The organism is Flavobacterium sp. W21_SRS_FM3 (assembly GCF_052113625.1).
In the GTDB taxonomy this organism is placed as follows: Bacteria; Bacteroidota; Bacteroidia; order Flavobacteriales; family Flavobacteriaceae; genus Flavobacterium.
This window is the reverse complement of sequence record NZ_JBGQOD010000006.1, coordinates 134963-161178: the sequence shown is the minus strand read 5'-3', so window position 1 is coordinate 161178 and position 26216 is coordinate 134963. Positions and strand designations below refer to the sequence as shown.

At 34.0% G+C, this 26216-nt stretch carries 26 protein-coding genes; 15 read left to right on the top strand and 11 right to left on the bottom strand.

Annotated features, from left to right (window positions below; all coding sequences use genetic code 11):
• Positions 1-9: 9 nt before the first annotated feature.
• Positions 10-1080: an anhydro-N-acetylmuramic acid kinase gene (locus tag ACEN2K_RS10985; RefSeq protein WP_441759367.1), complete on the bottom strand. Its 1071-nt coding sequence runs from the start codon at positions 1078-1080 to the stop codon at positions 10-12.
• 219 nt (positions 1081-1299) lie between these two features.
• Here ACEN2K_RS10985 and ACEN2K_RS10980 point away from each other — a divergent pair, with 219 nt between their 5' ends.
• From ACEN2K_RS10980 to ACEN2K_RS10940, 9 genes are all read left to right on the top strand, one after another.
• The gene (locus tag ACEN2K_RS10980; RefSeq protein ID WP_441759366.1) at positions 1300-2439 is read left to right on the top strand and encodes an acyl-CoA dehydrogenase family protein; all 1140 of its coding nucleotides are present in this window, start codon (positions 1300-1302) and stop codon (positions 2437-2439) included.
• A gap of 209 nt (positions 2440-2648) precedes the next feature.
• On the top strand, positions 2649-3113 hold the full coding sequence (locus ACEN2K_RS10975) for a YHS domain-containing (seleno)protein (protein WP_441759365.1): 465 nt from the start codon (positions 2649-2651) through the stop codon (positions 3111-3113).
• Positions 3114-3269: 156 nt separating this feature from the next.
• Positions 3270-3758: a DinB family protein gene (locus tag ACEN2K_RS10970; protein ID WP_441759364.1), complete on the top strand. Its 489-nt coding sequence runs from the start codon at positions 3270-3272 to the stop codon at positions 3756-3758.
• Complete coding sequence (locus ACEN2K_RS10965; RefSeq protein ID WP_441759363.1) at positions 3746-4456, top strand: NRDE family protein; 711 nt, start codon at positions 3746-3748, stop codon at positions 4454-4456. The genes ACEN2K_RS10970 and ACEN2K_RS10965 overlap by 13 nt, the downstream gene beginning before the upstream one ends.
• 14 nt (positions 4457-4470) lie before the next feature.
• Positions 4471-5532 carry a D-alanine--D-alanine ligase gene (locus tag ACEN2K_RS10960; protein WP_441759362.1) on the top strand — a complete coding sequence of 354 codons (1062 nt, stop codon included), beginning with the start codon at positions 4471-4473 and terminating at the stop codon, positions 5530-5532.
• Positions 5533-5536: 4 nt separating this feature from the next.
• Positions 5537-6175: a hypothetical protein gene (locus tag ACEN2K_RS10955; RefSeq protein ID WP_441759361.1), complete on the top strand. Its 639-nt coding sequence runs from the start codon at positions 5537-5539 to the stop codon at positions 6173-6175.
• A 59-nt stretch (positions 6176-6234) separates the two neighbouring features.
• On the top strand, positions 6235-7215 hold the full coding sequence (locus tag ACEN2K_RS10950; RefSeq protein ID WP_441759360.1) for a M28 family peptidase: 981 nt from the start codon (positions 6235-6237) through the stop codon (positions 7213-7215).
• Between the two features lie 84 nt (positions 7216-7299).
• Positions 7300-7977 carry an SDR family NAD(P)-dependent oxidoreductase gene (locus tag ACEN2K_RS10945; RefSeq protein WP_441759359.1) on the top strand — a complete coding sequence of 226 codons (678 nt, stop codon included), beginning with the start codon at positions 7300-7302 and terminating at the stop codon, positions 7975-7977.
• Between the two features lie 14 nt (positions 7978-7991).
• The gene (locus tag ACEN2K_RS10940) at positions 7992-8591 is read left to right on the top strand and encodes a SprT-like domain-containing protein (RefSeq protein ID WP_441759358.1); all 600 of its coding nucleotides are present in this window, start codon (positions 7992-7994) and stop codon (positions 8589-8591) included.
• 65 nt (positions 8592-8656) lie between these two features.
• Here the strand turns inward: ACEN2K_RS10940 and ACEN2K_RS10935 are convergent, their stop codons facing one another.
• From ACEN2K_RS10935 to gcvP, 6 genes are all read right to left on the bottom strand, one after another.
• Positions 8657-9418: an ABC transporter ATP-binding protein gene (locus tag ACEN2K_RS10935; RefSeq protein ID WP_441759357.1), complete on the bottom strand. Its 762-nt coding sequence runs from the start codon at positions 9416-9418 to the stop codon at positions 8657-8659.
• Positions 9415-10164: an MlaE family ABC transporter permease gene (locus ACEN2K_RS10930; protein ID WP_441759356.1), complete on the bottom strand. Its 750-nt coding sequence runs from the start codon at positions 10162-10164 to the stop codon at positions 9415-9417. Before ACEN2K_RS10930 ends, ACEN2K_RS10935 begins: the two co-directional genes overlap by 4 nt.
• A gap of 75 nt (positions 10165-10239) precedes the next feature.
• A complete protein-coding gene (locus ACEN2K_RS10925) occupies positions 10240-11091 on the bottom strand; it encodes a glycosyltransferase family 2 protein (RefSeq protein ID WP_441759355.1) in 852 nt (283 codons plus the stop codon).
• Positions 11091-11615: a methyltransferase gene (locus ACEN2K_RS10920; RefSeq protein ID WP_441759354.1), complete on the bottom strand. Its 525-nt coding sequence runs from the start codon at positions 11613-11615 to the stop codon at positions 11091-11093. Before ACEN2K_RS10920 ends, ACEN2K_RS10925 begins: the two co-directional genes overlap by 1 nt.
• Positions 11616-11795: 180 nt before the next feature.
• The gene (locus ACEN2K_RS10915; RefSeq protein ID WP_441759353.1) at positions 11796-12854 is read right to left on the bottom strand and encodes a 3-oxoacyl-ACP synthase III family protein; all 1059 of its coding nucleotides are present in this window, start codon (positions 12852-12854) and stop codon (positions 11796-11798) included.
• 301 nt (positions 12855-13155) lie between these two features.
• Positions 13156-15999: an aminomethyl-transferring glycine dehydrogenase gene (gcvP, locus tag ACEN2K_RS10910; RefSeq protein WP_441759352.1), complete on the bottom strand. Its 2844-nt coding sequence runs from the start codon at positions 15997-15999 to the stop codon at positions 13156-13158.
• 138 nt (positions 16000-16137) lie between these two features.
• Between gcvP and ACEN2K_RS10905 the strand changes: the two genes are divergently transcribed.
• Positions 16138-16950, top strand: a complete 813-nt coding sequence (locus ACEN2K_RS10905) for a hypothetical protein (RefSeq protein ID WP_441759351.1) — start codon at positions 16138-16140, stop codon at positions 16948-16950.
• A gap of 122 nt (positions 16951-17072) precedes the next feature.
• On the opposite strand, the gene ACEN2K_RS10900 is transcribed toward ACEN2K_RS10905, so the two are convergent.
• Positions 17073-19100, bottom strand: coding sequence for a M3 family metallopeptidase (locus ACEN2K_RS10900; RefSeq protein ID WP_441759350.1), 2028 nt, complete (start codon positions 19098-19100; stop codon positions 17073-17075).
• Between the two features lie 231 nt (positions 19101-19331).
• On the opposite strand from ACEN2K_RS10900, the gene ACEN2K_RS10895 reads away from it, so the two are divergent.
• Positions 19332-20003 carry a hypothetical protein gene (locus ACEN2K_RS10895; RefSeq protein WP_441759349.1) on the top strand — a complete coding sequence of 224 codons (672 nt, stop codon included), beginning with the start codon at positions 19332-19334 and terminating at the stop codon, positions 20001-20003.
• Positions 20004-20072: 69 nt separating this feature from the next.
• Here the strand turns inward: ACEN2K_RS10895 and purE are convergent, their stop codons facing one another.
• From purE to ACEN2K_RS10880, 3 genes are all read right to left on the bottom strand, one after another.
• Complete coding sequence (gene purE / locus ACEN2K_RS10890; protein WP_441759348.1) at positions 20073-20558, bottom strand: 5-(carboxyamino)imidazole ribonucleotide mutase; 486 nt, start codon at positions 20556-20558, stop codon at positions 20073-20075.
• 107 nt (positions 20559-20665) lie between these two features.
• On the bottom strand, positions 20666-21817 hold the full coding sequence (locus ACEN2K_RS10885; protein ID WP_441759347.1) for a 5-(carboxyamino)imidazole ribonucleotide synthase: 1152 nt from the start codon (positions 21815-21817) through the stop codon (positions 20666-20668).
• Positions 21818-21872: 55 nt separating this feature from the next.
• A complete protein-coding gene (locus ACEN2K_RS10880; RefSeq protein WP_441759346.1) occupies positions 21873-22403 on the bottom strand; it encodes a hypothetical protein in 531 nt (176 codons plus the stop codon).
• Between the two features lie 112 nt (positions 22404-22515).
• On the opposite strand from ACEN2K_RS10880, the gene hpt reads away from it, so the two are divergent.
• From hpt to obgE, 4 genes are all read left to right on the top strand, one after another.
• Complete coding sequence (gene hpt / locus ACEN2K_RS10875) at positions 22516-23046, top strand: hypoxanthine phosphoribosyltransferase (protein WP_441759345.1); 531 nt, start codon at positions 22516-22518, stop codon at positions 23044-23046.
• 16 nt (positions 23047-23062) lie between these two features.
• Entirely contained in the window at positions 23063-23635 is a 573-nt protein-coding gene (locus ACEN2K_RS10870) for an adenylate kinase (protein ID WP_441759344.1), read from the top strand.
• Positions 23636-23836: 201 nt separating this feature from the next.
• On the top strand, positions 23837-25084 hold the full coding sequence (locus ACEN2K_RS10865; protein ID WP_441759400.1) for a hemolysin family protein: 1248 nt from the start codon (positions 23837-23839) through the stop codon (positions 25082-25084).
• A 110-nt stretch (positions 25085-25194) separates the two neighbouring features.
• Positions 25195-26196: a GTPase ObgE gene (gene obgE / locus ACEN2K_RS10860; RefSeq protein ID WP_441759343.1), complete on the top strand. Its 1002-nt coding sequence runs from the start codon at positions 25195-25197 to the stop codon at positions 26194-26196.
• Positions 26197-26216 lie beyond the last annotated feature (20 nt).

Here is a 26216-nt window from a genome sequence, read left to right as displayed (position 1 = left end):
TTTTGGTTTTTATTTATAAGGGTAAATTTTTCCAGAGCTGTGATCCATTTGCGCACCTGTAACGCTACTCAAAACATTGATTTCAGCTCGCAATTTCAAGACGCCTAAAAGCGCGAAAATCAAGGCTTCTTTGAATTCTAATGTTTTATTGTCTGGAATTATGATTTTGATTTCTGGCAAGTAAAACTGTATTCGCTCTATAAGGTAACTGTTATAAGCACCACCACCTGTAATAAAAAGAGAAGCTTTTTTAGTAGGTAAGGCCAAAGCTATCTGTTGAGCCACATGTTCTGTAAAAGTATGTAATTTGTCTTTGATGTCTAAATTGTGATTTTCGATAATCGGTAAGACCGTCTCTTTTACAAATTCAAAACCTAAAGATTTAGGATATTTTTGATGGTAAAAATCTAGCTGGTTCAGTTCTTCTAACAAATCATCACTGTTTTTCCCTTGTCTGGCTATTTGACCCTTGTCATCATAATCCAAGCCCAATTGATTTGCATAAAAGTTCAATACAGTATTTACTGGAGAGATGTCAAAAGCAAGTCGCTCGTAGCCACTTTCAAAGGACACATTGGAGAATCCACCTAAATTCATGCAATAATCATATTGTGAGAATAAGATGCGGTCGCCAATAGGTACCAAAGGAGCTCCTTGTCCTCCCATTTGTACATCTTGTACTCTAAAGTCGCAAACTACTTGTTGGTTTATTAAAGTTGCAAGCTTAGATAAGTTACCTATTTGTAATGTTAGTTTATTTTGTGGCTGGTGTAAAATAGTATGACCATGGGAGCATACAGCATCCAGCTCGCTTAAAGAATGTTTTTTGATGAAATTACTTATGATAGATGCTAACAGAATGGTGTAATCTTCATTTAATTTGGTTAACTGGGTTTCAGAGAAATCTACGGCTGCTTTTAACGTAGCAATCCAGCTAGAACTGTAGGAAACGGTTTCACTTTCTTTAATTTCAAAGTTCCATTTGCCATCAATTATCGAAAATTCAATATGCGCTAAATCAACTCCGTCTAGCGAAGTTCCTGACATAACTCCGATAACGTTATAGTATTCTTGTTTCATGGCTCAAATTTACAAATCAAAATTGAAAATTTGACAAGAAAAAAGTATCTTTGACTACTTTTTTTTACATAAAAGGAAACAAATAAACAACAACGTATAATAATCATCAATTCTTAAAAAAGAATCCAGAGGTAAATTTTTTGTGAAATAGCTGTTTACAAGGAAACTTTGTTTTTTAAAATAAGAGAATTAAATAAATTAATAAAAAGTAATACAGTTATGGATTTTAATCTAACCGAAGAGCAATTAATGATTCAACAAGCCGCTAGAGATTTTGCTCAAAGTGAATTGTTGCCTGGGGTAATTGAAAGAGACGAACATTCTAAATTTCCAACAGAGCAAGTCAAAAAGATGGCTGAGCTAGGTTTTCTAGGAATGATGGTTGATCCTAAATACGGTGGTTCAGGATTGGATAGCGTTTCTTATGTTTTAGCTATGACCGAAATAGCAAAAATTGATGCCTCTGCTGCTGTAATTATGTCAGTGAATAATTCATTAGTTTGTGCTGGTTTAGAAAAATATTGTAATGAGGAACAAAAACAAAAATACCTAGTGCCACTTGCTAAAGGTGATGTTATTGGTGCATTTTGTTTGTCAGAACCAGAAGCTGGTTCAGATGCTACTTCTCAAAAAACAACAGCAATAGATAAAGGAGACCATTATTTATTAAATGGTACAAAAAACTGGATTACTAATGGTTCTTCGGCTTCTACTTATATTGTTATTGCTCATACTGATGTTGATAAAGGGCACAAAGGAATTAATGCTTTTATCGTTGAAAAAGGTTGGGCAGGATTTGATATTGGAACCAAGGAAAAGAAAATGGGAATTCGTGGATCAGATACGCATTCTTTAATGTTTACAGATGTAAAAGTTCCTAAAGAAAATAGAATTGGTGCAGATGGTTTTGGTTTCAACTTCGCAATGGCTGTTTTAAACGGTGGTAGAATTGGTATTGCTTCACAAGCATTAGGAATTGCTACTGGAGCGTATGAGTTAGCATTGAAGTATTCGCAGGAGCGTAAAGCTTTTGGTAAAGAAATTTTCAAACACCAAGCGATTGCTTTCAAACTAGCTGATATGGCAACCCAAATTACAGCGGCTAAAATGTTGTGTTTTAAAGCTGCATTTGAAAAAGATGCAGGAATGGATATATCACAATCTGGGGCGATGGCAAAATTATTTGCTTCTCAAACGGCGATGGATACGACGATTGAAGCGGTACAAATACATGGTGGAAATGGATATGTGGCAGAATACCATGTTGAGCGAATGATGCGTGATGCAAAAATTACTCAAATTTATGAAGGGACTTCAGAAATTCAAAGAATTGTTATTTCAAGAACATTAGTTTCTTAGTTCTGTAACTATAATATAGAGGGAACCATTAAAGGGTGATCGTAATTAAGGCAGTATTTGACTTAATGAGATCGAACCCTTTAATGGTTTTTTTTTATTTATATTGTAAATTTAGAAAGGAAATTGAAAGAGGAGCGCATAAGCGTCAAATGCAGTTCTTGATAATAGTCGATTATTCCAAACATCCTAACTTCTTTAAATTATCAAAAATGAAAAAAGCCTTTTCAATAGTTTTACTCTTTTTTGGCCTTTTGTTGTATTCTCAAAAGGAGTTTGATAGAGCGAAGCATTTTAATTTAGAACAGACAATAGCGATTCAGGGTTATGATCCTGTTTCTTATTTTAAAGAAGCAAAACCGTTAAAGGGGAAACAAGATTTATCTGTATACTATTTAGGTGTAGTATATTATTTTGCAACAGAAAATAATAAAACTGCTTTTCTAAATAGACCTGCCGCTTATGAACCTCAATATGGAGGATGGTGTGCGTATGCTATGGGACAATCCGGTGATAAAGTAGCGATTGATCCACAAACCTATAAAATTATTGATGGAAAGCTGTACCTTTTTTATAATGCTTATTTCAATAATACTTTGAAGACCTGGAATAAAAAGCAAAGTATTTTAAAGGCTAAAGCAGAAGCTAACTGGAAGAACACGCTTAAAAAACAATAAAATAGGGCGTCTAGTTTTAAAAGTTACTATTTTAGAAAATGCTAATAAAACGAGCAAGGAGCATTTTTTATATTGACACTTATTACTTTTATTTGTTACTTTAGGTTCTTTTACAAATAAGTAAAATTCTAGGTTTCTTACATTTAAAGTTTTAATATGCTAATACCTTCTATAAATAAAAGTTTAAATGAATTGGTTGACTTGCTACAGCAACTACCGGATAACAACTATGCTTCTCCCTGTACATTGTTAAGTCAAGCCAGTATTGGAGAGCATACGAGGCATATTATAGAAATGTTCCAGTGTTTAGACAGTCAGTATACATCTGGTAAAGTTAACTACGATAAGAGAGAACGCAATCCTGTGATAGAAACAGATACAAAGTTTGCTATACTTCAGATTAAGCATATCCAGAAGTCTTTAGAAAAAGAAAACAAAAAAATGGAGTTGCAGCAAATAATTGACGGAGAAGTAATTTATATCGAGAGCAATTATTTTCGTGAATTACTGTACAATTTAGAACATTGCATTCATCATCAAGCTTTAATAAAAGTAGCAGTTTTAGAAAGTAAAAACATTATCCTTAGTGAAGATTTTGGTGTAGCCCGTTCCACAATAGAATATAGAAATCAATGTGCACAGTAAGTTTTATAAAGTCCCAAGGTAAAGTTATTATCACTTCAAATAGGGATGAACAAACTAGTAGACCTAGTGCAATCGCTCCCAAAAACTATATATTAGGAGGAAAAAATGTAGTTTATCCAAAAGATCCAAAAGCAGGAGGGACTTGGTACGCAGTTGACGAACGGGGTACAGTCTTAGTTCTTTTAAATGGCGCGTCAGAAAAACATATCATCAGAAGTCCTTATAGAAAGAGTAGAGGTTTAGTCGTTTTAGAATTGATAGCGAGCTTATCGCCAAAAGAATTTTGGAATACTATTGACTTACACAATATAGAGCCTTTTACAATGGTACTACTTTTACACGACCAGCTTTTTCAATTGCAATGGGATGGTTCTAATAAAATCACGCAGGAATTAGATGTAAACGAGAAACACATTTGGTCTTCTTCAACTTTATATCCTAAAGATGTAAGGGCTTATAGGGTCAAATTATTTAATTCATTTTTGCAACAAAAAAAATGGATAGCTGAAGAAGATATGTATCAATTTCATCGCTATACCGATGATGAAAATCAAGAAAATGGATTTGTCATTAATCGGAATAATGAATTAAAAACTTTAAGTATCACGCAATCTGTGATTCAAATGGATAATGTAAGTATCATACACTATGATTTGCTTACCCAGGAAAAATCAACTATTTCATTTAGTATTGTATAAAAAAGAACAGTCAATTGATTCAATACATCCTTAATAGCAAAAATAAATTAGTTCTACATAAAATCACCAATTGGGAGTATTGGCCTTTTCAGTTGGTATATGTACCAATCTACTTTCTATGGGCTTTTTATGCTGTTAAAGCACGATCGATTTTTTTCTTTAACGCATCTAATCCAACCATTAAAAACGGGGGATTTATCATGGAATCTAAAAAGGCTATTTATGATTTAATTCCCAATAAATACTATCCGAAGACAGAACTTATCACAGAGGGAACTGCATTGCAGGATGTGCTGGACATAATACATACATCAGGAATAAATTTTCCTTTGATTGCTAAGCCAGACATTGGACTCAGAGGATCAGCAGTTAAGAAAATTGAGTCTATAGCTGATTTGAAAAACTATGCTGAAAAAGCCAACTTTAATTACCTAATTCAGGATTTGATTCCTTATGAACATGAAATAGGAATCTTCTTTGTGCGCTACCCTGATGCACAAAAGGGGAGGGTTACTGGAATTGTTTCTAAGGAATTCATGATTATTACAGGAGATGGAAAAGCAACAATTGAAGAACTGATTAAGAAAAATCCTCGGTATGAGTTTCAGCTTAAAGTTTTAAAGCAGGAATATGGAACTAAGTTGTTAGCTGTTCTGTCACCTGGTGAAACGATTAATTTAGTGCCTTATGGAAATCATGCAAGAGGAGCTAAATTTATTGATGGTAGTCACTGGATTACACCAAAATTAGAAGATGCAATTAATGAATTATGTTTGCAAATTCCTGGTTTCTTTTTTGGAAGACTGGATGTGATGTATAATTCGATAACAGAACTAGAAGCGGGCAAAAATTTTGCCATTGTAGAACTTAATGGAGCCGCAAGCGAACCTACACATATTTATGACCCTAAACATTCGTTGTTTTTTGCTTGGAAAGAATTAGCAAGGCACATTACTTATATGTTTGAAATTAGTGTAGCAAATAATAAAAAGGGAGTTCCTTACCTTGAACACAGTGTGGGAATGAAAGAATACCGCATGCATTTAGAACAGAGTACTAAAATTGTAAATTTTTAAACCATTGGCAAAACTAAAAAATATTTTTGTTGGTTTCTTGGTGAGCTTTATTGGCTCAATTCCACTGGGATATTTAAATGTTATAGGGTTAGAACTCTACAGTAAAAAAGGAATAAGCTCTTTGTTTTATTATCTTTTAGGAGTAATCAGTATTGAAGTAATTGTAATTTACTCGACGGTTCTATTTGCTAGCCAGTTAGCCAGTAATAAGAAGCTGATAAAAGCTATTGATATCTTTGGTGTCTTTTTTTTGCTATTTTTAGCATTTACTTTTTATTTTAATTCGAATCCAAATACTGCTCAAATTAATTACTTAGATCAGTACCTCGTTTATCCTCCATTTATTATCGGTGTACTTTTAAGTGCTTTAAACTTCCTGCAATTGCCCTTCTGGACCGCGTGGAACTTGTATTTAATAAATGGCCAGTACATAACAGTTACTAAATTTGCTACGTATTATTATGTTTTTGGTACACTGCTCGGTACCTTTTTAGGAATGCTGGGTCTGATTTATTTTCTTAATTCTGTCACTCAAAATACAGCGGGTTTCTCTAAATATTTGATGCCTGTATTTATTCCGTTGTTGTTTCTAATAATGGCTATACTACAAATGATTAAAGTGTTTAAAAAATACGTGCGCTAACATTTTGGATTGTTTTCTACAACTAAAATAGGCCTATATTTAATTTTTAAAATTGCATTATGAGAAAAATATTATTTCTTTTAGCCGTTGTTTTTTTTGGGTGTAAACCATCCGCTGGAATTGTACCTAATGTGAATTATGAATCAACGTATGTTCCTATCGAAATTAATTACCAAGTTAAAGAACAGGATGTTGCTACAACACTGCAATATCTTGCTTCAGATGAACTAGAAGGGAGAGATACTGGTAGTAAGGGGATGGAAAAAGCTGCAGTATATTTAGAGCAATTTTTTAAAGAGAATCACGTAAAGCCCTATTTTTCTTCTTATAAAGATACCTTGTCTAATTTTAAAGGAAAAGCCTATAATGTTGTAGGTTTTGTTGAAGGTACTGATCCTGTTCTTAAAAAAGAATTCCTATTAATAAGTGCCCATTATGATCACATCGGTCTTAGTAAAAATGCAGTGGAGGGCGATTTTATTAATAATGGTGCTAATGATGATGCATCAGGAACAACAGCAGTAGCCGAGATGGCAAAATATTTTAGTACAACAAGATCGAATAAAAGAAGTGTCATGTTTGTTTTTTTTGCTGGCGAAGAAAAAGGATTGCTGGGTTCTAAACATTTAGCGAAAAGATTAAAACAGCAAGGCTTTCCTTTGTATGCACAGTTCAATATTGAAATGATTGGCGTGCCCATGAAACGTGATTATCTAGCCTATATTACTGGTTTTAATAAGTCCAATATGGCTCAGAAAATTAATGATTACACAGGCAAAAATACTATTGGGTTTTTACCCAAAGAGGCCGAGTATCAATTATTTTATCGTTCAGATAATTATTCTTTTTATGAGATTTTTAAAGTGCCTTGCCAATCTGTGAGTACTTTTGATTTTGAAAATTTCCCGTATTACCACCATGTTTCTGATGATTTTAAAGCAATGAATATTCCTCATATGACAAAATTGATACAAGAACTGCTTCCTGCAGTAACGGAAATGGCAGTTTCAACTACTAAAGAAATTATATCAACTAAATAAAGTGAATGGAATTGCAATAGTGCTACTTCTTTTTTGGAGACGAGTAGTGTAGTATGTTTTGTTGGTTTTGTTTATTTTTGCAGTATGAAAAACATTATTATTACAGGAACAAGCAGAGGAATAGGTTATGAGTTGGCTTTACAGTTTGCTAATGCAGGTCATAACGTCTTAGCTATTTCAAGAAAGACACCTCAGGCACTTATTGATCATCAAAATATTAGCTGTTTGTCTGTGGACTTGTCAGATGAGTCTCAGTTAGATAAAGTTGTAACATTTCTTTCTTCGACTTGGAAAAATGTTGACGCGATTATACATAACGCTGGTAGTTTGTTGCTAAAACCTTTTTCAGAAACAACCCAAAAAGATTTTGAAGATATATACAAGGTGAATGTTTTTGCTGTGGCTAATTTAACGCGCATTTGTATTCCTTATTTGCATAAGGGTAGCCATGTAGTTACTATTAGTTCAATGGGTGGAATACAAGGAAGTTTAAAGTTTGCTGGATTAGCAGCATATAGTTCGAGTAAAGGTGCTGTAATTACGTTATCAGAATTATTGTCAGAAGAATACAAAGACAAAGGAATAGCATTTAATGTATTGGCATTGGGATCTGTGCAGACTGAAATGTTAGCAGAAGCGTTCCCGGGTTATCAAGCACCAATTCAAGCTAATGAAATGGCTGATTATATTTACAATTTCACATTAACAGGCAACAAATACTTTAACGGTAAAGTATTGCAAGTTTCTTCTACAAATCCTTAAAAGTTAAATCTATTTTGACCGAAACGCTTGCAAAATATATCCCTGAACATGCTGTAAAACCAGTATTTGACCTGATAGTGGTGAATCAAGTTCATTTAAAAATTGTAAATGAACGAGCCACACGTCATGGCGATTACAGAAAAGGTTTGAGCGGGAAACATGAAATTACCGTTAATTCTAGCCTTAATAAATATAAGTTTTTGATTACGTTAATTCATGAGATTGCGCATTTAGTGGCTTTTGAAAAATTTGGACGAAGGATTAAACCACATGGTCAAGAATGGAAATATTCTTTTCAGCATTTAATGGTTCCTTTTATTCGGCCTGAGATTTTTCCGGGACATTTACTGCCTTTATTAGCGAGACATTTTAGAAATCCAACCGCAAGTAGCGATACCGATGCGACCTTGTCTTTAGCGCTGAAACAGTTTGATAAGCAAAATGATAAAAATTATATTTTTGAAATTCCCTACGACAGTTTGTTCCGAATTCAAAACGGAAAAATATTTAGAAGAGGTGCCTTAAGGGTAAAAAGATATGAATGTTTAGAGGTTAGTTCTGGTCGAATGTACCTGTTCAATCCCAATGCTGAGGTGGAATTATTGCCTAGCTAAACGGCATAAAAAAACGGAGTTAGTTTATACTAGCTCCGTTTTTTATATAATTAAAAGTAAATGATTTATTCTTTTAAATACGCTTCTCTTACTTTTCTAAATAGGTTAGACGAGTACACAAATTCTACTACATCTTGATTGTCTGTTCTAAAAATTTCTTCTTTATTCCCTTGCCATGCTTTTACGCCGTTTTTTAAGAATAAGATATTATCCCCAATTTCCATAACCGAATTCATATCATGAGTATTGATGACCGTTGTGATATCATATTCTTCAGTAATTTCCTTGATAAGATTATCAATCAGCGTTGCCGTATTTGGATCTAATCCTGAATTAGGTTCGTCGCAAAATAAGTACTTTGGTTTGTTGACAATGGCTCTGGCAATAGCTACACGTTTTTGCATTCCTCCTGAAATTTCTGATGGCAATTTATCGTGTGCATTTACTAAGGCCACTCTTTCTAGTACAAAGTCTACTCGTTCTTTTATTTTTGCTCTATTGTCTTTGGTAAACATTTTTAAAGGAAAGGCTACATTTTCGGCTACTGTCATGGAATCAAATAATGCACTTCCTTGAAATACCATACCGATCTCCGTACGTAATTCTCTTTTTTCAACATCCTCTAATTCAGAGTATACTCTACCATCAAAACATATTTGACCAGATTCTGGTGTGTGAATACCGAGTAGACTTTTTAATAATACTGTCTTACCAGATCCACTTTGACCGATGATTAAATTTGTTTTTCCTGTTTCGAAAACAGTGGAAATACCTTTTAAGATTTTGTTTCCACCAAATGATTTCTCTATGTTTTTTATTTCTATCATGCTCCTAGTAACAATTGTGTTAATATGTAATTAAAAAGTATGATGGATACTGATGTCCATACAAAGGCTACTGTGCTCGATTTTCCAACTTCTAAGGCGCCACCTTTCATATAATATCCGTGAAAAGATGGTATAGTAGCCAGTAACATCGCAAAAATCAATGTTTTAATAAATGCATAAGCAATGTGAAACGGAATAAAATCCATCTGTGCACCTAGTATAAATTCATTGCTAGATGTGAATCCTCCATATACACCTGCCATCCAGCCTCCCAGAATACCAAGAAACATACTGATTCCAATTACGAATGGATACAACAATAATGCAATGATTTTAGGGAATACCAGGTAATTCAATGAATTTACTCCCATTACTTCTAGAGCATCAATTTGCTCTGTAACACGCATGGTACCAATACTCGAAGTGATAAAAGACCCCATTTTTCCCGCCATAATTACAGATATAAAAGTAGGCGCAAATTCTAGAATTACTGACTGTCTAGTAGCAAAACCAATCAGGTATTTAGGTATTAATGGATTAGTAAGGTTTAATGCTGTTTGTATAGCCACCACTCCTCCTACGAAGAAAGAGATAAAAGCAACAATGCCTAAAGAGTCAATGATTAAATCATCAATTTCTTTAAAAATTAATCTTTTCATTACAGACCATTTGGTTTGCTTTATGAAAATTTCTCGTAGCATTAAAAAGTAGCGACCTACTTGTGATAAATATCGAATGAGCATCATAGTTTTAAAATATTGTCAAAAATAGTTATAAGTTATGAGTTATGAGTTATGTTCCGCTTTTTTCGAAGGGATAAACTAACCCATTAACTTCTCTTTCATTTTTGTTAAGCGATAGTTCTTAATAAATTGTGCTTGTTCTTTTGTGACCATTAATGGTTTTTTTGCCCATTTAGCCTTCCAGAATCCACGCATATAATCAATGAAGAGCAAGGGCTTTTTTTTCATAAAAGACAGTTTAGCCGAAGCAATTGCGGTGATTAAAAAACCATAACCTAGGGTATAAAAAGCTTCTCCTTGTTTATAGCGTGCTGTTTTATTATAATTAGCACCAGTTGGTTTCAAGTGTTTCACTTTTAAAGTAGCATCTGTTACCACTTTCCAATTGTAAAATTTACAAAGTAATTCATCAACGGTGTCCCAACCCATCTGTTCCTTTAATCCACCAATTTGCTTAAAAGTTTCTTTTCGGTATGCTTTTAAAGCACCACGGATGTGATCCTTATCGGTTAGATTTTCTAAAATCCACCCTCCGTTTTTTTCAATGTAACAAAAGCCACCTACCATACCTATTGTAGTATCCGATTGAAAATGCTTGATAACTGTTTCTATATAATTATCAGGAAAAATCAAATCTGCATCGGCTTTCATCATGATGTCATAGTGGTCATCAACTGATGCAAGTCCAGTATTGAAAGCTTGAATTACTTTGCTTCCTGGTAAATGTATCGCACTTGAAGACTTATTCACTAAAGTAATAAATGGATTGTCTTTGGCGAAAGCCTTAACAATTTCTTCCGTTTTGTCTGTAGAGTTATCATTGACTACAATTACTTTTGTAGGTAAAATAGTTTGTCGAACTAATGAAGCTAATGTCAGTGATATGAACGCCTCTTCATTGTGTGCAGGAATGACAATATAGTACTTCATTATTGTATTTTTTCGGCATAAACAATATAATACCTATTCGTAAAATAACGCAACAAAGGACGTATACCTAATTTTTTAACTGGATTAGTCCATTTTTGTGTATCAATAATTTTCCAGCCTGTTTTTTCTAATAGCCAGTCTAACTGCCAGTCTTCAAATTCATGATAATGCCTGTCCCACATGTCTGTCTTGCTTCTATAAGCTGGAGAAAACCATAGTCGCATCGGAATGGAAATAACAAGTTTACTAGCTTTAATTTCACTTAAAACAGTAAAAGGATTCAATAAATGTTCAAAGATTTCAAAGGCAGTAACTACATCTTGATTTTCTTTTGTGAAAACGGATTGGTCTAGGTCTAAGTCCTCTCCCGATGTGTTTTTTACAGTGTAACCATCTTCTTTCATTATTTTAGAAAAAGGATTCTCAACCCCTAAATCTAAAATTGTTTCTGAAGTTGAAATGTGCTTGTTTAAAAATTCTAAAGTATGTTTGAATCTTTTATTTGGAAATGTTTTTTCGTACATTATTGATATCGTTTTATGCAAAGTGCAAATGTACAAAGATATCCTTCTCTTTGTGCAGTATTTTATTTCAGTTTGTTCTTAAGTTTGACGGATGTAGAATTTCTAGCTAAGCTATATTATAAAGAAAGTCCGTTATTGATGCAATAACGGACTTCTATATAAATTGATTGTATTCAATATTTAATATCTGTAGATAAAGGCATTAACATTCATTCCAGCTCCTACAGAAGCAAATAATAAAATATCTCCTTTATTGATTTTTTGATCTTTAATTTCTCCTCTAATTAACAAATCAAATAAAGTAGGAACAGTAGCCACACTGCTATTTCCTAATTCATGAATACTCATCGGCATGATGTCTTGAGGAACAGCTCTGTCGTGTAATTTGTAAAAACGTTGAATGATGGCTTCATCCATTTTTTCATTAGCCTGATGAATCAGAATTTTTTTAACATCATCAATTGCAATTCCGCTTTTGTCTAGACAGCTTTTCATTGCTGCCGGCACAGTAGTTAATGCAAATTCATATATTTTACGACCATGCATTTTAATGTAGCGGGTGTCAGGATCTAGATCTGTATTATAAGATTTACCAAAAAACAAGTAATTTGCCTCATCCATAGCATAGGTAGCGCTTTCATATGAAAGTAAACCTGTTTCATCGTCTGAAGCTTCTATTATAGAAGCACCTGCACCGTCAGAATAAATCATGGAATCTCTATCATGATCATCAACGACTCTTGATAAGGTTTCAGATCCTATTACTAAGCAGCGTTTTGCCATTCCAGATTTGATAAAAGCATTAGCTTGTAAAACACCTTCAATCCAACCTGGACATCCAAAAAGGATATCATAAGCAACACATTTAGGGTTTTTTATCTGTAGTTTATTTTTAACACGTGTGGCTAAACTAGGCAACATATCCGATTGAGTTGTTCCTGATTTAACGTCTCCAAAATTATGCGCAAAAATAATATAATCTATAGTTTCTGGATCTATTCCGGCATTTTCTATTGCTTTTTGTGAAGCAAAGAAAGCTAAGTCTGATGAAGTGTAATGATCTTCAGCGTAGCGTCTGTGCTCGATTCCAGTAATTCCTTTGAATTTATTGATGATTACATCGTTTGGACGACCAAAAGGTGTTCCGTCTTCATTTAAAAAAACATGATTACCAAAGTCGGTATTGCTTACTTTCTTTTCAGGAATATAACTTCCTATTCCAGTTATTTTTATTTTCATGGTTTTATTTTCCAAAAATTTAGGCTAATTTAAAGATAAAAAAATGATTATAGGCATGATATTTACTATGCGTGCATATAATTATAGAATAATAGTTTTTTGGCTAATTTACTGATGATTTTTTAATAATTATCCGAAAACGATATAGTTTTTATAGTGTTAAAATAGATTAGTAAATTAGTGTTATTTTTTTACTGTAATTTGAATTTAAATGAGGCTAATATAAGTAGTATTGTATAAATAAAAAAATGCCTCGAAATCAATCGAGGCATTTCCAAATAAAGTTTATAAAAACTGTAAATTACATATAAGCTTCAATAGGTGCACAGCTGCAAACTAAATTTCTATCACCATATGTCTCATCAACACGACGTACACTTGGCCAGAATTTATTTTCAGCTACATAGTCTAATGGGTAAGCTGCTTTTTCTCTTGAATAGGGTAAAATCCAAGTATCAGCAGTAAGCATCGCTAAGGTGTGCGGCGCATTTTTTAATACGTTATTAGGTTCCTCTGTAGAAGCTTCTTCTATTTCTTTACGGATAGCAATCATGGCATCACAAAAACGATCTAATTCTCCAACATCTTCAGATTCTGTAGGTTCCACCATTAAGGTTCCAGCCACAGGGAATGAAACTGTAGGTGCGTGGAATCCATAATCCATTAAACGTTTGGCTATATCAGAAACTTCAATTCCTTTGGCTTTGAAACCTCTACAGTCCAAAATCATTTCATGAGCTGCTCTTCCTTTTTCACCAGAATATAAAATAGGATAATGGGACTCTAACCGGGCTTTCATATAGTTAGCATTCAAGATAGCATATTTAGTAGCGTTAGTTATTCCTTCAGCTCCCAGCATGCAAATGTATCCGTAAGAAATCAAGCAAACTAAAGCTGATCCATAAGGTGCTCCAGAAATTGCAGTAATTCCTTTTTCGCCGCCTACTTTTACTAAAGGATTTGTTGGTAAAAACGGAACTAATTTTTCGTTTACACAAATAGGTCCTACTCCTGGTCCACCGCCTCCATGAGGAATTGCAAATGTTTTGTGCAAGTTCAAATGACAAACATCAGCACCAATAGTAGCTGGATTTGTTAATCCTACTTGGGCATTCATATTGGCACCATCCATATAAACTAATCCACCATTATCGTGAATAATTTGAGTTATTTCTCTAATGGCGCTTTCAAAAACCCCGTGTGTAGAAGGATAGGTTACCATTAGACAAGACAATTCATCTTTATATTGCAGGGCTTTTTCTCTTACATCTTCTACATCAATATTACCGTTTTCCATTGTTTTGGTAACGATAATCTTCATTCCGGCCATAGCCGCCGATGCAGGGTTTGTTCCGTGAGCTGATGCGGGAATCAAACAAATATTTCTTTTATCATCACCTCTTGATTGGTGGTAAGCGCGTATAGTCATTAAACCAGCATATTCCCCTTGAGCACCTGAGTTAGGTTGTAATGTAGTACCAGCAAAACCAGTAATCACATTCAATTGATGCTCTAATTTTTTAAGCATTTTAGTATAGCCTTCTACTTGATCTAGTGGTGCAAAAGGATGAATGGTATTCCAGTAAGGCATACTTAAAGGCAACATTTCAGCAGCGGCATTCAGTTTCATCGTACAAGAACCTAAGGCAATCATTGAATGATTCAATGATAAATCTTTACGTTCTAATTTTTTGATGTAACGCATCATGCTTGTTTCTGAGTGGTATTTGTTAAATACTTCGTGCGTTAAAAAGTCTGATTTTCTATTTAAAGGTTCAGGATAGTTATTCTCTGAAACATATTCAGAAACTTCAAATGCCTCTTTACCTACGGCTTCCGCAAAAATGGCAATTACTTGATTCAAGTCGGGTGCTAAAATTGTCTCGTTTACTGAGATAGAAATTGTTTCGTTATCAATATAATAAAAGTTAACTTCGTTTCTTTCGGCTATAGTCTTCACTTTTTGAGCATCTGCTTTTACAACAATGGTGTCAAAAAAGGCAGTGTTCGTTTGGTAAACACCTAATTTATTTAACGCATATGCCAAAGTAGAAGCTGAGGAGTGTACTTTTTTAGCAATATATTTTAGTCCTTTTGGACCGTGATATACAGCAAACATTCCAGCCATAACTGATAGTAACACCTGTGCAGTACAAATATTTGAAGTCGCTTTTTCACGTTTAATATGTTGTTCACGTGTTTGCAATGCCATACGTAATGCTCGGTTTCCATCAGCATCTTGTGATACTCCAATGATTCTTCCTGGCATAGAACGTTTGTATTCTTCTTTCGTAGCAAAATATGCTGCGTGTGGCCCACCATAACCCATTGGTATTCCAAAACGTTGTGTTGTTCCTACAACTACTGCAGCTCCCATTTCTCCAGGAGGAGTCAATTTTACTAATGATAAAATATCTGCAGCAACCGCTACTTTTATTTCGCTTTCATTTGCTTTTTTAATGAAGTCAGCATAATCATATACTTGACCATATTTTCCAGGATATTGTAAAATAGCTCCGAAAAATTCTTGTGAGAAATCAAAATCTTGGTGATTTCCTATAACTAATTCTACACCAATAGGAGTAGAACGTGTTTGTAAAACAGCTAAGGTTTGTGGTAAAATTTCTTCTGACACAAAAAATTTACAAACATTAGCTTTCTTTTGGTCTCTAGAACGTACATCAAACAACAGCGCCATTGCTTCTGCAGCAGCAGTACTTTCGTCAAGTAAAGATGCATTTGCAATTTCCATTCCCGTTAATTCAATAACCATGGTCTGAAAATTCAAAATAGCTTCAAGACGACCTTGAGCAATTTCGGCCTGATAAGGCGTATAAGCAGTGTACCATCCTGGGTTTTCAAAAATATTTCTTTGAATCGCTGGAGGGACAATGGTAGGATGGTATCCTAAACCAATATATGATTTGTATACTTTGTTTGTACGACCTAATAACCGAATGTGATTTGCATATTCGTACTCAGTCATAATGTGCTCCAATTCCAATGGTTTTTTTAAACGAATATCAGTCGGAATAGTTTCATGTATTAACTGATCTAAAGTGTCAACACCTATGGTTTCTAACATTTTTGGTAAATCGTTTTCCCTTGGGCCTAAGTGTCTTAAAGCAAATGAGTCTGTTTTCATGTAAGTATGGTAATGTTGTGTTTTTTTAGTGGTGCAAAAATAAGTATTATAAACAATCTAATTCGTGTTTTTGAATTGATTTTTTATCAAATTTTCAACTAAATGTTGTATTTGTTAACAATTGACTAATTTTGTTTAATGATTAGTTTTAAAAGAGTATTCGATTTTTATCTGCGTAGCAGTATTCATGTGGCTTTGTCAGTGTATGCCTTAGTGAGAATGACGCACTTTATGTTCAACATAAGTGGGGATAAACCGATGGCTAACTTTGCTTTTTTAGGAACTATTGTGGGTTACAATTTTGTAAAGTATGATGCTCTGGCAAGAGCCAAAAAAAGAGCAATGCGCAAGGAACTAAAATTAATTGCTGTGTTGAGTTTTTTTTCTTTGCTTGGCGTAGGCTATTATTTCTTTCAGCTAGAATTGATTACTCAAACAGTATCACTAGCTGTTTTGGCCTTAACTTTACTATATACTTTACCGTTTTTTCCAAATAGAAAAAATGCCCGAAATTGGGCAGGTGTCAAGATATATATTGTGGCATTGTGCTGGGTAGGAGTTACACTGGTTTTGCCATTACTGAACGCTCATCTTTTTTTAGGAAACGACTTTTTTTTAAAATGCATTCAACGTTTCATTCTCGTGTTTGTCTTAATCTTGATTTTTGAAATACTGGACTTAGCTAATGATGATCCCCATTTACAAACTGTGCCGCAAAAAGTGGGTGTAAAACAGACTAAAATTATAGGACTGTTATTATTAATACCTTTTTATTTTTTAGAGTTCTTAAAAAATAATTTTATCGAAGAACAATTAATCGTTAATGGAATTCTGGTGCTAACACTTGCTTTGTTTTTGGCTTTCGCCAATGAAACCCGATCTAAATATTACACTTCTTTTTGGGTTGAAAGCATTCCAATTTTTTGGTGGTTAATGGTGGTTTTCTTTTAAAAACAGTAAAAAATTGGTGAATGCGGTCACTGAATAACATATTATTTTGGTGAATTGGGAATAATTTGTTTCCAGCTTAAAACAAAAAACCGAAGCTCTCACTCCGGTTTTTAAACTTAAATTTAGATCAATCCTGCTCTTTTCAATAAAGCATCTGGGCTAGGTTCATGACCTCTGAAACGTTTGTACAAAATCATAGGATGTTCAGTTCCACCTTTAGAAAGGATGTTGTCTCTGAATTTATCAGCAACTTCTTTGTTGAAAATTCCTTGTTCTTGGAAATATTCAAAAGCATCAGCATCCAACACTTCGGCCCACTTATAACTGTAATATCCGGATGAATACCCCCCTTGAAAAATATGTGAAAAAGAAGTACTCATTGCATTTTCGGCTACATCTGGATACAACTGAGTATCGGCAAATTGCTCAGTTTCAAATGCTTTTAAATCTGTAATTGATGTTGGATCTTGTCCGTGCCATCCCATGTCTAATAATCCAAAACTCAGCTGACGCATAGTAGCCATTCCTTCTTGAAAGCTAGCACTTTCTTTTATTTTGGTCACATATTCCATCGGAATCATTTCACCAGTTTGATAATGTGTAGCAAACAATGCTAACGCTTCTGGTTCGTAACACCAGTTTTCCATAATTTGGCTTGGCAATTCAACAAAATCCCAGTACACAGATGTTCCTGATAAACTTGGGTAGGTGGTGTTGGCTAACATGCCATGTAATCCATGTCCAAACTCATGAAACAAGGTAGTCACTTCGTTAAAAGTCAATAAAGATGGTTTTGTTTCAGTAGGTTTTGTGAAATTACAAACGTTAGAAATATGTGGTCTTTCATTTATCCCATCTTTTACGTATTGTGATTTAAACGAAGTCATCCACGCGCCATTGCGTTTTCCTTTTCTAGGGAAAAAGTCGGCATAAAATATAGAAACTAACTCATTGTTAGCGTCGGTAACTTCATAAGTGATTACTTCATCATGATACTTATCAATATCAAAAACTTCAGTAAAAGTCAAGCCATACAGTTTTTGTGCAATAGTAAAAGCACCGTTCAATACTTTTTCAAGTTGAAAATAGGGCTTCAGTTTTTCGTCATCTAAATTAAAAAGTTCTTGTTTTAATTTCTCTGAGTAATAAGCACCATCCCATTTTTCTAACTGCTCGATACCGTCTAGTTTTTTGGCGAAAGCCGTTAACTCAGCAAATTCTCTTAGTGCTGCTGGTTTTGCTTTGGCTAACAAATCAGTAGCAAAGGTTTTAACTTTTTCAGGACTTTCAGCCATGCGTTCTTCAAGCACAAAATGGGCGTGCGTAGCGTAACCTAAAAGTTGTGCTCTTTCAAATCTCAGTTTAGCGATTTTTAAAACATGCTGTTGATTGTCAAATTCGTTATTTTGAAAACCTTTAGATCCAAAGGCAATAGCCATTTTTTTTCTCAATTCACGATTATCAGCATAGGTCACAAATGGAACATAACTTGGGTAATCCAGTGTAAAAATCCATCCTTCTTTCTCTTGGCTTTTGGCTAGTGAATGTGCCGCTTCAATCGTGCCTTCTGGCAATCCAGATAGGTCTTTCTCGTCAGTAATGTGTAGTTGAAATGCTTGGGTTTCTGCTAGCACATTTTCACCAAATTGTAAACTGGTTTTAGACAACTCTTTATCAATTTCTCTCAGTTTGTTTTTTTTATCCTCAGCTAGATTAGCACCGTTTCTGGAAAAACTCTTGTATTTCTCATCCAGTAACGTGGTTTGTTCTGGAGTTAAATTCAGCTGGTCTTTCTGCTCATAAACAGCTTTTACTTTGGCAAACAAGTCAGCATTTAGTCGAATATCATTTCCAAATTCAGATAAAAGAGGCGAAACATCTTGAGCTATTTTTTGAATCTCGTCATTCGTCTCAGCCGAGTTCAGGTTAAAGAAAATACTTGAAATACGGTCAAGAATAGATCCGCTATAATCTAGTGCTTCAATTGTATTTTCAAAAGTAGGTTGGTCTTGATTTTGAACAATTGCATCGATTTCGGCTTTAGCCAAAGAAATACCTTCCTTAAATGCGGGAAGGAAATCTTCGTTTTTAATTTTTGAAAAAGGTGCTGTATCGTATTTTGTAGTGAACTTTGATGTTAAAACTGTCATTGTATTGTCATTATTTTTATTAATAGAAACAAAGGGTTTTTGTGAATCACAAAGGTAACGTTTTATAAAAATCTAATGCTTCTGGCTGGATTGATTTTTTAGTAGAAGGTCTGTATGACTAATGTTATTTATATGTTATTTATTTCGTTTCAAGGTTTTAAAAGCTTAAATTGTAAAAATACAGTAGCTTGTTAAGCAATACATACTGATGAAATCTAAAAACAAAAGTAAATGAATTATCAAATTATAATAAAGAATATCAATAATGTGAATGAAGTTGAGGGATACTGGTCTGATGACGATTATATTCAATTATTGGAAAAATTCAATTTTCCGGACGCAGCTACAGCAGAAAAAAAGAATTTACCAGAATTACTTGAAATGGCTATTTCTGACTTTGAGCCTAACGAAGCAGCAGCAATTGTGTTAGAATACAAATTAGGTTCTGAACTAAATGAAGGTCAAATTGAGCAAATTTCTCATAATATGTTAATCGATAAGGTGTGTGAAGAATATCCTGAAATTCATATGCAAGGAAGGCTATTTCATGTAAATCAATTGCTTTTTAAAGCCTACAACGGTAAATTTCCTAATGCAAAAGCTTCTGTTGTTCAGTTCTCTATGACGCCTATTGAAGATGGGGAAGTAGTATTGTTAACGGCTGAAAATGTTTTGAAACTTCTAAATAATGGATTATCTGACAGAAATTTGATCAAAAGATTATTTGATGATCAAATGACTCAGAATATTCCTTTTCCCGAGGCTGATGGGATTATATGGGAATTAAATACTACAGATAATGTGAATTATGAATTAGTAACTTCAGAAAATTGGTTGAACAATGAAGATTTTATTGCATCAGAATTTGAAGGTGTTCTTGAAGAAATAGAACAAGAGGATTAAATTAGATGAATGCTAAAACTAACAAAGGCTTCCCTATGGAAGCCTTTGTTAGTTTTGTTTAAATGAGTTTTACTTTTTAAGCAAACTTTCTGATGCTAGTATAACGGCATCTTTTAAACCTAATTTATATTGAATTACTTTTTCTAGAATAGCTGCATTGTGACTACCAATGATTTGGGCAGCTAATATTCCGGCATTCTTAGCACCATTCAACGCTACAGTTGCTACGGGAACTCCGCCTGGCATTTGTAAAATAGAAAGTACGCTATCCCATCCATCAATTGAATTACTTGATTTTACTGGTACACCAATTACAGGAAGTGGAGACATCGATGCTACCATTCCTGGTAAATGTGCTGCACCACCTGCGCCGGCAATGATTACTGAGATGCCTCGCGTATGTGCATTTTTACTAAAGTCGAATAATTTTTCGGGTGTTCTATGTGCTGACACAATATCAACTTCTACTTCAATATCAAATGATTTTAATATATCGATAGCATCTTGCATTACGGGCATATCTGAGATGCTTCCCATGATTACGGCTACTTTCATTTTTTGTTATTTAAAGATTTCAAGATCTAGTATTAAAAGATTTCTATTGAAGCTTGTTTATGACCAATCTGTTTTTCAATCTTTTAATTTTTCAATCTTTTAATATATTATGCTATTACTCTTATGGAATTTTTCACATCCTCAGCAATACGTCTCGCTTCTGTGATGTCTTTATTTACAATAGTAACGTGCCCCATTTTTCTAAAAGGGCGTGTTTGTTTCTTACCGTAAATATGTGGTGTAACGCCGTTCCAACCTAAAATTTTCTCTATGTTTTCATAAATCACATTTCCTGAATAGCCATCAGCACCTACAAGGTTTACCATTATTCCAGCGACTTTACTATCTGTATTTCCTAGCGGAAGGTCTAAAATGGCACGCAAATGATTTTCGAATTGTGAAGTATAACTGGCTTCAATAGAATAATGACCTGAATTGTGTGGGCGCGGTGCAACTTCGTTAACAAGTATTTCATCATCTTCTGTCTGGAACATTTCAACGGCAAGTAATCCCACATGATTGAATTTCTCTGAAACCGTTAGTGCAATTGCTCTTGCTTTTTCGGCTACTTTATCGTCTATTCGAGCAGGACAAACTACGTATTCAACTTGATTTGCTTCTGGATGAAATTCCATTTCTACAACAGGATAGGTTTTTATTTCGCCTGACGGATTTCTGCAAACAATTACGGCTAACTCATTTTTGAAGGGAACTATGTCTTCAGCGATACACTCTACATCTGGTAAGTTAATTAAATCTAAAGTTGATCTAACTATTTTTACCCCATTCCCGTCATAACCAAATTCAGCGCATTTCCATACAAATGGAAATTCTAAATCGTCTTTTTCGAGTGCATTTTTTAAATCAGCTAAATCAACAAAACGAAGGTGCTTTGAGGTTGGGATATCATGCTCAACATAAAAGTCTTTTTGTTTCCCTTTATTTTGAATAGCTTTTAGTGTTTTTGGCGAAGGGAATACTTTTACACCTTCACTTTCTAATTTTTCTAGAGCCTCAACGTTTACAAGCTCGATTTCAAAAGTTAGGACATCCACCATTTTTCCAAATTGATATACAGTTTCAAAGTCCATCAAATCTCCTTTAAAAAACTGATTGCACGCTATTCTACAGGGAGCTTCGTCACTTGGGTCTAAAACATAAGTTTGTATGTCGAACTTACGGGTGTCAAATAACAGCATTTTTCCAAGTTGTCCACCGCCTAATATTCCTAATTTAAAATCAGAAGAAAAATAATTCATTGTGTTGTAGTTTGTTGCCGGCAAAGATACTTTATATCCCCCAAATGGAGAAACGCTATTTTATTTTCTTTAAAATTTCTCGAGCAATGGCTTTGTATCCCGCCGAATATTTTCGGTAGTCATCAGTAAGAATACGCTTTAACTCAGGGTAAATCCAGTCTTGATTTTTTCCGAGTTCAAATAAAGCCCGAATAGCATAGGCTTTTGTAGCTACTTTTCTATGCTCTTGAATAAGCCAATCAAAACAACTTTCAGTGATTTTTTCCTCTTGCAAAGAAGTTAGGTTCATGTGTTGGCACAAAAACAGGCAGATTTTTGATATAGAGCGTGCTGCACTTTCATTTGAAAATTGAGAAAGATGATTGCAAAAAAGAGGGAGATGATCAGCTAACAGATGTAACTGCTTTTCAAGAACTAGTTCTAAAATCCAGCAGGCTTTGTAGTGGTTTTTATCAGATGTATTAAAAGCAAGCGCTAATAAATCTGGAAACCACAGCGGATTATTCAAAATTAACCCCGCGACAGCCTCTCTACTTGCTTTGTAAGCAGTACTGTTTACGACAATTTTATAAAGTGCGGTATTCATCTTTGGTCAAAAATAGCTAATATTTTTAAGTCCCTGCTATTCTTATAGTTTTAAAACTGAATTCTCAATTCAGAAATTCCTATCTTTGCGCATTATTTTAAATACAAAAATAATGATTCAACTTCACGATAAACAATTTGTTCCGTTTATAACAGCGAAAGAAATAGCCTTTGCAATAGATAAAATGGTTGCTGAAGTAGTAGCTGATTTTGGAAATGAAACACCCGTTTTTGTAGGGGTTTTAAATGGTTCTTTTATGGTCGTTTCTGATTTCATGAAAGCCTATACTAATCCTTGCGAAGTGAGTTTTATAAAAATGGCTTCATATGAGGGAACTTCCTCAACAGATGAGGTGAAACAATTGATTGGTTTGAACCAAGATTTGACAGGACGATCAGTAGTAATTATTGAGGACATTGTAGATACTGGGAATACACTTGTAGAGCTTAAAGAATTGTTTAAAAAACAAAATGTAAAACACCTTAAAATCGCAACCTTGTTTTTTAAACCAGAAGCGTATAAAAAAGACATTAAAATAGACTATGTGGGAATACGTATTCCTAATAAATTTATAGTAGGTTTTGGATTAGACTATGACGGTCTAGGAAGAAATTTACCAGAAGTATATCAACTAAAAGAATAACTACGCAACACACATTATGACTAACATCGTTTTATTTGGGAAACCAGGAGCAGGAAAAGGAACTCAAGCTGAATTTCTAAAAGAAAAATACAAGTTAACACATATTTCTACAGGAGATGTATTTCGTTACAATTTGAAAAACGACACTGACTTAGGGAAGCAATGCAAAGTGTTTATGGACGCAGGGGATTTAGTACCTGACGAATTAACTACAAAAATGCTTATTGATGAGGTGAATAAACATCCAGATACAAACGGAATTTTGTTTGATGGTTATCCTCGAACAATTTCTCAAGCAAAAGCATTAGACACTTTTCTCGAATCTATTGGGTCAAAAGTAGCTGCAACAATTGCATTAGAAGCAGATGATGAGATATTAATCAAACGTTTGTTAGAGAGAGGTAAAACAAGTGGAAGAATTGATGATCAAGACGAGGATAAAATTCGCAATAGATACCAAGAATACAACGAAAAAACGGCTCCTTTAATGGGATACTATAAAGAGCAAGATAAATTTCACGCTGTAGACGGGATCGGATCTATAGATGAAATTACTGTGCGTTTAAGTGCTGTTATCGATAATTTATAAGAAGCAATTCCAGCTGTACGTTACAAGTACTTGCTTATAAAATAATTTTTCTAAATTATAAAAGGAGCTTCCGTTGGTCGCTCTTTTCTAAAAAGAAAAATAAGATTTTACAAGCTACGCACTTTCTACTACCATCTGGGCTAAAAAAATATGGAGATATTAATAATACTTTTTCTGATTTTACTAAACGGACTTTTTTCCATGTCTGAAATCGCACTGATTTCTGCTAGGAAAAACAGACTGGAGTCTGCCGCAAAAAAAGGGAATAAAAGTGCTCAGATAGCATTAGAATTAGCAAATGCGCCTAATAAGTTTTTGTCAGCCGTACAAATAGGAATTACTCTTATTGGGATTTTGACAGGTATTTATAGTGGAGATAAAATCACTACAGATGTGCAATTATTTGTTAGTTCATTTGAGGTTTTAAAACCTTACGCTTCTTCAATTGCTGTAGGAGTAGTGGTAGTAATATTAACGTTTTTCTCCTTAGTGCTAGGAGAATTATTACCTAAGAGAATAGGATTGAATCATCCAGAGGCCATTGCTAAAAAAGTAGCCATGCCCATGAAAGTGGTTTCAATTGTAACAGCACCATTTATTTGGTTATTAACGCACTCAACTGAGTTCTTACTAAATGTGTTGCAAATAAGACCCACAGCAGATGGTAAAGTAACCGAAGAGGAAATAAAAGCAATTATTAAAGAAGGTACTGAGGGTGGAGAGGTACAAGAGATAGAACAAGATATTGTAGAGCGTGTTTTTCATATTGGAGACCGTAAAATAAATTCTTTAATGACTCATAGGAAATCAGTCGTTTTTTTACCACTGAATGCTAGTAAAAGTGATGTTAAGAAGTTTATGTTAGAAGAGCTACATTCTATATATCCAGTGTACAATGAGAATTACGATGATATAGTTGGGGTTGCAAATTTAAAAAGCATTTTTGCTCATATTGACGCTGACGATTTTAATTTAGCAGCAATTATGACAGATGCTCCTTTTATGATGGAACACACAACTGCTTACAAAGCTTTAGAGCAATTCAAGAAATCAGCCATACATTATGCATTTGTATCAGATGAATATGGGATTTTTCAAGGGATTATAACTCTAAATGATATCTTAGAAGCGTTAGTGGGCGATGCCTCAGAATTTTATAGAGATGATTTCCAGTTAATAGAAAGGGAAGATGGAACGTGGTTAGTAGATGGTCATTATTCTTTACATGATTTTCTTACTTATTTTGAACTTGATGAATTGATAAATGATTATGATGTAACAACAGTAAGCGGATTAATTATGACAGAGCTTTCTCATATTCCAAGACAAGGAGAAAAATTGATTTGGCATAAATTTGAGCTGGAAGTAATTGATATGGATGGCATTAAGATTGATAAGGTGATTGTGAAATCATTGCTCAAAAAAAATAACATCAAAGCAAGCGAGTAATTAAGCTTGTTTTTAAAATTGAATATAATAAATAGATTACAGCAAAATTTAGATAAAAAAAAGAGACATTATTGTTTTCCTTTTTTAACTAAATAAATACAATAGAAATTATGACTGAAGGGAACTTCGTAGATTACGTAAAAATATTTGTTTCTTCTGGTAAAGGAGGAAAAGGATCTACGCACTTGCATAGAGAGAAATTTATTGAAAAAGGTGGGCCTGATGGAGGTGATGGTGGGCGCGGTGGACACGTTTATTTAGTAGGGAATAAAGGTCTTTGGACTTTGTTTCATCTCAAATTTGCAAGACACGTCAAAGCAGGAAATGGTGGTGACGGAAGTGGAGACCGAAGTACAGGTGCTGATGGGGATGATAAATTTATCGAGGTACCATTAGGAACTGTTGTTAAAGATAAAGAAACAGGCGAGATTTTATTTGAAATAACTGAGGATGGAGAGCGCCAAGTGCTATCTAGAGGAGGAAAAGGTGGTTTAGGAAACTGGCATTTTAGAAGTTCGACTAATCAAACACCACGTTACTCACAACCCGGTTTACCAGGTACAGAGATGGATGTTATTCTGGAGCTTAAAGTTCTTGCTGATGTAGGATTAGTTGGTTTTCCTAATGCTGGGAAATCGACATTATTATCTGTTTTAACATCTGCAAAACCAAAAATTGCTGATTATCCTTTTACAACTTTAAAACCCAATTTAGGGATTGTTGCTTACAGAGATTTTCAATCGTTTGTAATTGCTGATATTCCTGGAATTATTGAAGGTGCAGCCGAAGGAAAAGGTTTGGGGCATTACTTTTTACGTCATATTGAGCGTAATTCTACTTTACTATTTCTTGTTCCTGTAGACACGCCAGACATAAAAGGAGAGTATGATATTCTTGTAAATGAATTGACCAAGTATAACCCTGAAATGCTAGATAAAGAGCGTTTATTAGTGATATCAAAATGTGATATGCTAGATGACGAACTGAAAGCAGAATTGAAAACAGAACTAGATGTAGCATTTAAGGATGTTCCTTATATGTTTATTTCCTCTGTAGCACAACAAGGTTTAACCGAGTTAAAAGATAAATTATGGAAAATGTTGAATGACTAATTAGTTGTTTGCTTTTCATT